9 protein-coding genes are annotated in these 9354 nt (G+C 56.8%); 2 read left to right on the plus strand and 7 right to left on the minus strand.

Annotated elements, in window-relative coordinates; genetic code table 11:
* Positions 1-10: 10 nt before the first annotated feature.
* From IM300_RS02105 to IM300_RS02120, 4 genes are read right to left on the minus strand one after another with little or no spacing between them, the layout of a single operon-like run.
* Positions 11-760 (minus strand): SDR family oxidoreductase, encoded by a 750-nt coding sequence (locus IM300_RS02105; RefSeq protein WP_193035055.1) that lies wholly within the window; start codon positions 758-760, stop codon positions 11-13.
* A complete protein-coding gene (locus IM300_RS02110) occupies positions 760-1782 on the minus strand; it encodes an aromatic ring-hydroxylating dioxygenase subunit alpha (protein WP_028014352.1) in 1023 nt (340 codons plus the stop codon). The genes IM300_RS02105 and IM300_RS02110 overlap by 1 nt, the downstream gene beginning before the upstream one ends.
* Before the next feature lie 10 nt (positions 1783-1792).
* On the minus strand, positions 1793-2101 hold the full coding sequence (locus IM300_RS02115) for a recombinase-like helix-turn-helix domain-containing protein (protein WP_193035057.1): 309 nt from the start codon (positions 2099-2101) through the stop codon (positions 1793-1795).
* A complete protein-coding gene (locus IM300_RS02120) occupies positions 2098-2421 on the minus strand; it encodes a non-heme iron oxygenase ferredoxin subunit (protein ID WP_003860044.1) in 324 nt (107 codons plus the stop codon). Before IM300_RS02120 ends, IM300_RS02115 begins: the two co-directional genes overlap by 4 nt.
* 415 nt (positions 2422-2836) lie before the next feature.
* On the opposite strand from IM300_RS02120, the gene IM300_RS02125 reads away from it, so the two are divergent.
* Entirely contained in the window at positions 2837-4048 is a 1212-nt protein-coding gene (locus tag IM300_RS02125) for an MFS transporter (RefSeq protein ID WP_193035059.1), read from the plus strand.
* Between the two features lie 3 nt (positions 4049-4051).
* Here IM300_RS02125 and speB read toward each other — a convergent pair whose 3' ends face one another.
* The 3 genes from speB to yqgB all read right to left on the minus strand — a co-directional run bounded on the left by speB (position 4052) and on the right by yqgB (position 7375).
* Entirely contained in the window at positions 4052-4972 is a 921-nt protein-coding gene (gene speB, locus IM300_RS02130; protein ID WP_017382921.1) for an agmatinase, read from the minus strand.
* 286 nt (positions 4973-5258) lie between these two features.
* Positions 5259-7235: a biosynthetic arginine decarboxylase gene (speA, locus tag IM300_RS02135; protein ID WP_022649348.1), complete on the minus strand. Its 1977-nt coding sequence runs from the start codon at positions 7233-7235 to the stop codon at positions 5259-5261.
* An 8-nt stretch (positions 7236-7243) separates the two neighbouring features.
* Positions 7244-7375 (minus strand): acid stress response protein YqgB, encoded by a 132-nt coding sequence (yqgB, locus tag IM300_RS02140; protein ID WP_129741668.1) that lies wholly within the window; start codon positions 7373-7375, stop codon positions 7244-7246.
* A 660-nt stretch (positions 7376-8035) separates the two neighbouring features.
* Between yqgB and metK the strand changes: the two genes are divergently transcribed.
* Positions 8036-9190 carry a methionine adenosyltransferase gene (metK, locus tag IM300_RS02155; RefSeq protein ID WP_003860037.1) on the plus strand — a complete coding sequence of 385 codons (1155 nt, stop codon included), beginning with the start codon at positions 8036-8038 and terminating at the stop codon, positions 9188-9190.
* Positions 9191-9354 lie beyond the last annotated feature (164 nt).

A 9354-nucleotide genomic window follows, 5' to 3' on the forward strand; every position in this document is an offset into this window, starting at 1 on the left:
TCGCCACACCTTAGTTAAAAACAAAACCGCCGTTGACCGGGATCAGCTGCCCGGTGATAAACCGCGACAGATCGCTTAACAGCCAGACCACGCTGCCGGTGACGTCTTCCGGCTGCTGCGCGCCGGTTAACGCGCGGCCATTCTCGTAGAGCTGATGGCGCTCGGCCGGAACATATTCGGTTGCCTCGACGCGGGTTAACCCCGGCGCGATGGCATTAATGCGGATACGCTTTTCACCCAGTTCGCGCGCCATTGAGCGGGTCATGGCAATCACGGCGCCCTTGCTGGCGACATAGGCCATCAGGCGCGGCGCGCCCCACAGCGCGGTGTCGGACGCAACGTTCACGATGCCCGCGCCCTCGCGCAGCAGCGGCACCGCGGCGCGCGTCACCAGCCAGGTGCCTTTGACGTTAACGCTCATCACCCGATCCCAGAGATCCGGATCGTAATCGAGCATATTTTTGCCGCCGACGCCCGTCGCCATCGCCGCGTTGTTCACCAGGCCATCAATCTGACCCTGCTCGCCAATCGCGCTTAACACCTGCTCAATGGACTGCGGATCGGCCAGATCGATAACGTGCGGTTCGATCGCATGGCCCCGCTCGCTCAGGGCGTGGGCGCTCTCGGCCAGCTCGCCCTTGAGGATGTCGCACATCACCACCGCCGCGCCCTGCTCCGCGCAGGCTTTGGCAAAGTGAAAGCCCAGCCCGCGCGCGGCGCCGGTTATGACGATGCGCTTGCCGCTCAGCAACCCGTTCATCAGGCGGCTCCCTGCTGTTCTTCGCGCATCGCCAGCTGCTCTTTGGCGGCCTTTTGCATCATGCGGCGCAGGCGCGAGAGGCCGACGTCGTGCTGATACAGGTATTCATGGTCGCGGGCGTTGGGCGCCAGGCTTTCCAGCACCACGCGGTCCTGCTCCAGCACTTCCCAGTGCAGTTTTTCCAGACGGTTGCGGTACATGAAGCGCCACATGTCGCGCTGCCAGCCCTGCACCCGGCGAATGCGCCAGAAGAAGACGCGGCAGTTGTCGTTATCTTCCGGCACCACCATGCCGACGATAAAGAAGTGGCCGCCCGGCCCGAAGCGCTTCTTGTACGGAATGGAGAGGCGCATCCAGCAGGTGCCGCTGTTGCCCAGCTCCACCCAGTCAAAGTTGACGCCGCTCTGCCCTTTCTTCTCAAAAATAAAGCCGGTTTTGGTCGGCTGGAGCACCATGTCGGCCTTGCGATCCCCTTCCGCCATCGAGTGCGACGAGGAGTGCAGATAAGTGCCGTGCATCGGGTCCATCACGTTTTCCAGCGCGTACTGATAATTGCATTTCCACGCGGCGGTGCAGAGGAAGTTGCTGAAGCTGTCCGTATCGGCGAGCTCGTCCGGGAAGGTCAGCTCGTCCGGCTGCTGGTCTGCGGTGACGCCAAACCACAGGAAGATGGCGCCGTGCGCCTCCTGCACGTTGTAGCTGCGCACGCACTGCTGGCCGACCAGCGGGCATTTGTCCACGGCGGGCACGTCTTTCACCTCGCCGTTGCCCGCGACCTCCACGCCGTGATACCAGCAGGCAATGCGGTCGCCCAGGTTCCAGCCCATCGACAGGCGTGCGCCGCGGTGCGGACAGCGGTCCTCCAGCGCCTGCACCTGGCCGTCTTTGTTGCGCCAGACCACAATCTGTTCGCCCAGGCGGGTAATGCCCACCGGTGCGGACTGCACCTCCCAGCTCGCCAGCACCGGATACCAGAGGCCGCGCAGACCTTTATCGAGATAGTGTTGTACGGTAGTCGTCATCGCGTTGCCCTCAGTAGCCGTTAACCTGTAAGAATGCCTGGAAGCTGGCCTCGCTCCACGGCTCGCCCTGCCGATCGTGCATGCGCACCGCGTTCAGCCCGTTCACCAGCTCCGGTAAGGTTTCAACTCCCTGCTCGAAGAGATCTTCCAGCGTGGCGATGAGGTTCACTTCCCAGCTTTCCGGCTCGCGGCTGCGGGTCTGCCAGATCAGGTTCTGGTAATCACCCGGCTTATGGATCGCACCGTTACCGCCCTCAGCCGGTGGGGCAAACTGACGGCTTTCCGGCAGCGCCGGGTTGTAATTCAGGGTGTCGCTCATGCCACGGTCTCCTCGACGAAGGTAATCTGAATCTGGTTTTCAAAAACCCGAACCGGGTAGCGGTTAAGGTTGCGTCCGCCGGGGCCGTGCAGGCACTGGCCGGTTTTAACGTCGAAGACCGCCTCGTGCAGCGGGCATTCCACTTTGCCGTCTTCCACGAAGCCCTGGCTCAGCAGGGCATAGGCGTGGGGGCATACGTCTTCCAGCGCGTAATATTCACCGTCAATCAAATACACGCCGATCTCTTTACCGTCGACGTTGCCGCTAAAAGGGAAATCTTCCTGTACTTGTTCTGCGTCACATACGCCTATCCAGCTCATCACGATCCTCCAGGCTTTTGTTTCATATATGAAACTCTGTTTCTTATTTAATACGGTCAATATAAAAGCGATGAATGTTTCGTCAAGCTGCAATGTGACTAATTTGTTAATCAAACGGTAATTAATTAACTAAGTGTGCAAAGGATCACGAAAAAATGCAGCGATATGAAATTTTCATTATTGCGGCGTGAAAGAATACGATTTATCGATGGCCTAAAATTTTAATAAACAGTGATTGACTTCTTTTCTTTTTGTTCCTTAAAAATAAAAGAAGGGAAAATTATGGCGTTTCACCTGTGAAACTTAATTTTATTTTTCCATTAATAAACAATGAGTTTCATAGGTGAACCATTTTACCCCTGTGACAATCACGCGCATAAAAAATAGAAATAAGCGAAAACATAAGGCAGGCGTTATGACGGCAAGATGGCAAGGCACAGTGGCATTGTTATTACTCATTATTATTTCCTACGTCGACCGGGTAAATATTTCTGTCATGATTTTAAACCCGGAATTTGCCCAACATTTTCAGCTAAATGAAAACAGAATGTTACAGGGAATGCTGATGACCTGTTTTCTTCTGGGTTATGGATTTTCGGCTTTATTATTAACGCCGGTTATTGAAAGCAAACTCCATTATCGACAGGGATTATTGAGCAGCATAGCGATTTGGGCAGCGGTATGCGCCATTTCCCCGCTGCTCGGATCGCTGATGGGCATGCTTATCGCACGCACGATCCTGGGGATCGCTGAGGGGCCGCTCTTTTCGCTGAAAACGCGCTTCATCAGCGAACACTTTAGCGCGCAGGAGATCGGCAAACCCAACGCCGTGACCGCGTTGGGGGTCTCGCTCGGGCTGGCCGTGGGCTTTCCGCTGGTAACGTGGCTGATGGCGCATCTCGGCTGGGCCGGGTCGTTTTATGCCCTGGCGGTACTGAACCTGGTGCTGGGCGGCGGCCTTGTCTGGCGCTTCCTGCCCGCGCCGCGGGGTGCGGAGCAGATCAAAAAACCGGGCTTCGCAGAGACGTTTTCGCTTGCCTGGCAGACGCCGCTGCTCGGGTGGATCCTGCTGGTGGAGATTGCCACCCTGAGCTATCTCTGGGGGAGCAGCGCCTGGCTGCCCGCGTGGCTGCGCGACGAGCATCATTTCTCGCTGCACGCCACGGGCATGCTTGCGGCCATTCCCTTCCTGCTGAGCCTGGGCTCGAAGTTCCTCGGCGGGGTGCTGCTCGACAAAATGCGCCCGGAACAGGCGCCGATGCTGTTTGTGGTGGGCGGCGCGCTGACGGCGCTGTCCGTGGTCGCGCTGATGCTCAGCCATCAGCCTGCCTGGCTGGCGCTGTTTATGCTCTCGGCGAATGTATTCTGGGGGCTACAGGGGGCGGCTATTCCGGCGGTGATCCAGCATCACGCCGCGCGGGAAGCGGTGGGCAGCGCTTACGGCATTATCAATGGGATCGGCAATATCTGCGCGGCGTTTATTCCGCTGCTGATGGGGATGGTGATGAGGTCGGTGGGGTCGGTCAGCTCAGGCTTTTCGGTGCTGGTCGTCTCGCAGGCAATCACCCTGCTTGCCGGGGGAATGTTGCTGCTGCGCATGCGTCGCGCAGCAGCAATCAGCGCGTAAGGCTTATTCGCCTTTTTTCGCCGCCTGGATGTAGAGCATTTCCAGCGCCAGGGTCGCCGCGGCAAGCGCGGTGATCTCGGACTGGTCATAGGCTGGCGCCACTTCCACCACGTCCATCCCAACGATGTTCAGATCCTTCAGGCCACGCACCAGCTTGATGGCGCGGTCTGACGTCAGGCCGCCAATCACTGGCGTACCAGTACCCGGTGCAAACGCCGGATCCAGGCAGTCGATGTCAAAGGTCAGATACACGGGCATATCACCGACGATCTGCTTAACCTGAGCCAGAATATCGTCCACGCCGCGATCGTTCACCTGGCCGGCGTCCAGCACGGTGAAGCCGTTATCTTTGTCGAACTCGGTACGGATGCCGATCTGCACGGAGTGGTTCGGATCGATCAGGCCTTCTTTCGGCGCGGTGTAGAACATGGTGCCGTGGTCGAACTCGCAGCCGTTCGCGTAGGTGTCGGTATGCGCATCGAAGTGCACCAGCGCCATTTTACCGAAGTGCTTCGCGTGGGCGCGCAGCAGCGGCAGAGTAACGAAGTGGTCACCGCCGAAGGAGAGCATGCGCTTACCGGCCGCCAGCAGCTTCTCTGCATGCGCCTGCAATTTTTCGCTCATTTCGCGCGCGTCGCCGAAGGCGTACACCAGGTCACCGCAGTCCACCACGTTCAGGCGCTCGCGCATGTCGAAGTTCCACGGGAAGCGGTTGTGCTCCCAGGCCAGGTTGGTGGAAACCTGACGGATTGCTGCCGGGCCGTGACGTCCACCCGCACGACCGGAGGTTGCCATGTCGAACGGTACGCCGGTGATCACCCAGTCAGCGTCGCTGTCGTACGGCTGGAAGTTCATTGGAAGGCGTAAAAAACCAAACGCGTTAGATACCAGAGAGTTATCGTACTGATGACCTAAAGTGCTCATGTCCAGACCTCTTTTAACGTCGATACATTAAAAACAGATGAAAAAAAATCCCCTCCGCGTCGTTAAACCCGACGAGGAAGGGATTGATTCGTAAATCGCATATTGGGGCGAATTATCGCCGTTAATTCATCCGGGTTCAAGTGAGTATAGCATTCTGTCGGATGGCGGCTGCTCCTTATCCTGCCTACATTCGTAGGCCCGGTAAGCGCAGCGCCACCGGGCATTGGCGGCACAACAGCCTGATGCCCTCACCCCACCCCTCTCCCACAGGGAGAGAGCGTTTTACCTACTCGTCTTCCAGGTAGGTGTACCCGTACAGACCCGCTTCAAACTCTTCCAGGAACTGCTGCTGCAAGGCATCGTCCAGACCGGTGTTTTTCACCTGATCGCGGAACTGGGTGAGCAGTTTTTTCGGATCCAGCTGCACGTATTCGAGCATGTCCGCCACGGTGTCCCCTTCGTCGGACAGCTCAACCTCGACGCTGCCGTCAGGGAAGACAAACACGTCAACCGCTTCGGTATCGCCGAACAGGTTGTGCATGTTGCCGAGGATCTCCTGATACGCACCCACCATAAAGAAGCCCAGCATTGGCGGGTTCTCCGGATCGTACTCCGGCATTGGCATCGTCGTTGCGATACCATCACCGTCAACGTAGTGGTCAATCGCGCCGTCAGAGTCACAGGTGATGTCCAGCAGCACCGCGCGACGTTCCGGGGCGTGGTTCAGGCCTTCAAGCGGCAGAACCGGGAACAGCTGGTCGATACCCCAGGCATCCGGCATCGACTGGAACAGGGAGAAGTTGACGTACATTTTGTCCGCCATACGCTCCTGCAACTCGTCGATAATTGGACGATGCGCGCGGTTGCTCGGGTCGAGCTGTTTCTGCACTTCATGGCACATGTTCAGATAGAGCTGTTCGGCCCAGGCGCGCTCTTGCAGGCTAAAGGTGCCTGACGAGTAGCCGACGTGAATATCGTGCAGGTCCATCTGGCTGTCGTGCAGCCATTCGCGCAGGGAACGACGCGTGCCCGGCTCGTGCATCTCCTGCCAGGTTTCCCACATGCTTTGCAGGGAACGTGGGGCATCGTCAGCCGGAGGCGTGGCTTCGGTGATTTCGCTACGCTCGACGCCGATGATGTTAGACACCAGCACCGTATGGTGCGCGGTAACCGCGCGGCCAGATTCGGTGATCACCGTCGGGTGCGGCAGGCCGTGCTCTTCGCAGGCATCGCCAATCGCCCAGATGATGTTGTTGGCGTATTCGTTCAGGCCGTAGTTGACCGAGCAGTCAGACTGGGAGCGGGTCCCTTCGTAGTCCACGCCCAGGCCGCCGCCCACGTCAAAGCACTGGATGTTCACGCCAAGCTTATGCAGCTCAACGTAAAAACGCGCGGATTCACGCACGCCGGTGGCGATGTCGCGGATATTGGCCATCTGCGAGCCGAGGTGGAAGTGCAGCAGCTGAATGCTGTCCAGTCGACCGCGCTCGCGCAGAATCTCCACCAGCTGAAGCACCTGGTTCGCCGCGAGGCCGAACTTTGATTTTTCACCGCCGGAAGACTGCCATTTACCGGAACCCTGCGACGCCAGTCGCGCACGCACGCCAAGGCGCGGGATCACGTTCAGACGCTCGGCCTCTTCCAGCACGATCGCGATTTCGGTCATCTTCTCGATCACCAGATAGACCTTGTGGCCCATCTTCTCGCCAATCAGCGCCAGACGGATGTATTCGCGGTCCTTATAGCCGTTACAGACGATCACTGACCGGGTCATGCCCGCGTGCGCCAGAACGGCCATCAGCTCCGCTTTGGAACCGGCTTCAAGGCCCAGCGGCTCGCCGGAGTGGATCAGGGACTCAATCACGCGGCGGTGCTGGTTTACCTTGATCGGGTAAACGAGGAAATAGTCGCCGTTATAACCATACGATTCGCGCGCGCGTTTGAACGCGGCGTTAATAGAACGCAGGCGATGTTGCAGGATCTGCGGGAAGCAGAACAGTGCAGGCAAGCGCTGACCCTGCGCTTCACGGGCTTTCACCAGCTTAGCGAGATCCACGCGCGCTTCAGGGACGTCCGGATCCGGGCAGACGCTGATGTGGCCCAGTTCGTTAACGTCGTAGTAGTTATTGCCCCACCAGGCAATATTGTAAGTGCGCAGCATCTTGCTGGCTTCCTGGGAGCTCATCGCAACCTCCTGCATAGAACGTAGTACACCCTGTTCGCCTGCTGACGAAGGCGAAAGCGAAGACATGTCGTCAGACATAGCGAACCTCAACTCTTTGTAGTAAGTGTAAAACAGTTGACTACTATCGCAGCGTTATACGGCGATAACAACCCATTAACGGCTCCATTTCCCAGCAGAGTATGCTGAAATCCAGACCGTGCGACCGGTTTCTTATTCATATCATTGTAAAACACGTATCCGAACTCTGTATGACAAGGTTCGGCGAAACCACGAGAAAACTCCTGTATTAACAAGAGCGCCCTTGTTCAGTTTTCACAAAGCGTGACCGGCTCTGGAATCCTGAGAAGCACCGAGATGGGTATAACATCGGCAGGTGTTTAAACCAGAAGTGCGGGTGGGAATCACATGCGCGCCAGAACGGCTGCGCTGAATGAGCGGAAAACGATGGTTCATTATCTCGTATCACCTCCACGGCCGCCTCTGCTGAAACGGACCACAAGCCAAAGCTAAAAGTTCACTGCTTAACCCGGCTGGAAGTGGCGACACGATGTGTTCATCGAGCGCTGATTTTATATGAGCCGCGCGCCGCGTTTTATACCGAGAAGGTAGTTAAAAAGCAAAATAAAAATGTGCAGGTTGCCAGCGCCGTCAGGAAAAATTTCCAGCAATGTTTTCAACGCAGTGAGAGGTGAGTCAAAAAAAACTGGAAATCGGGCGAAGAAGTGACCTAAAATAGCCATCCAGATGTTAATCCATCCATACCGATTAACACTCAGACTGCCAGTGTCAAAATCCTGTAGGCCTTGGTAGAATTATCTCCTTTGGCTATTCCACACAGCAGCTTGAGCTAACCAAATTCCTCTTAGGTGAAATAAAACATGGCAAAACACCTGTTTACGTCCGAGTCCGTATCAGAAGGACATCCTGATAAAATTGCTGACCAAATCTCCGATGCGGTGCTGGATGCGATCCTCGCGCAGGATCCAAAGGCGCGCGTAGCGTGTGAAACCTATGTCAAAACCGGCATGGTTCTGGTTGGCGGTGAGATCACCACCAGCGCATGGGTTGATATCGAAGAGATCACCCGTAACACGGTACGTGAGATCGGCTATGTGCATTCTGATATGGGCTTTGATGCCAACTCCTGCGCCGTACTGAGCGCAATTGGCAAACAGTCTCCGGACATCAACCAGGGCGTTGACCGTGCCGATCCGCTGGAACAGGGCGCGGGCGACCAGGGCCTGATGTTCGGCTATGCGACCAACGAAACCGACGTGCTGATGCCGGCCCCTGTGACTTACGCACACCGTCTGGTGCAGCGTCAGGCTGAAGTGCGTAAAAACGGCACTCTGCCGTGGCTGCGTCCGGATGCGAAAAGCCAGGTGACCTTCCAGTACGACGACGGGAAAATCGTCGGTATCGATGCCGTGGTTCTCTCCACGCAGCATGCTGAAGAGATTGATCAGAAATCGCTGCAAGAAGCGGTGATGGAAGAGATCATCAAGCCGGTTCTGCCGACTGAGTGGCTGAGCTCTGCGACCAAATTCTTCATCAACCCAACCGGACGCTTTGTTATCGGCGGGCCTATGGGTGACTGCGGTCTGACCGGTCGTAAAATCATCGTTGATACCTACGGCGGCATGGCGCGTCACGGTGGCGGTGCATTCTCCGGTAAAGATCCGTCTAAAGTTGACCGTTCTGCCGCGTACGCTGCGCGTTATGTGGCGAAAAACATCGTTGCTGCCGGCCTGGCTGACCGCTGTGAGATTCAGGTTTCCTACGCTATCGGCGTGGCTGAGCCAACCTCCATCATGGTGGAAACCTTCGGTACTGAAAAAGTGCCTTCAGAACAGCTGACCCTGCTGGTGCGCGAGTTCTTCGACCTGCGCCCATACGGCCTGATTCAGATGCTGGATCTGCTGCACCCAATCTACCAGGAAACTGCCGCGTACGGTCACTTTGGTCGCGAACATTTCCCATGGGAAAAAACCGACAAAGCCGCCCTGCTGCGTGACGCTGCCGGTCTGAAGTAATCGACTGACAGCTGCTAAAACAGGCCAGCCTTTGTGCTGGCTTTTTTTATGTCGGGTAGCGGCGTGGCGCAGAAAACAAGAAACGTTATTATAGAACGAGTAAGGAAGCCCCCGACCAGCCCAAATTTTAAAAAAAAAAAAAAATAAGTTATAAAAAAAAATTA

The organism is Enterobacter cloacae complex sp. I2 (assembly GCF_014896205.1).
Classification (GTDB): domain Bacteria; phylum Pseudomonadota; class Gammaproteobacteria; order Enterobacterales; family Enterobacteriaceae; genus Enterobacter; species Enterobacter quasihormaechei.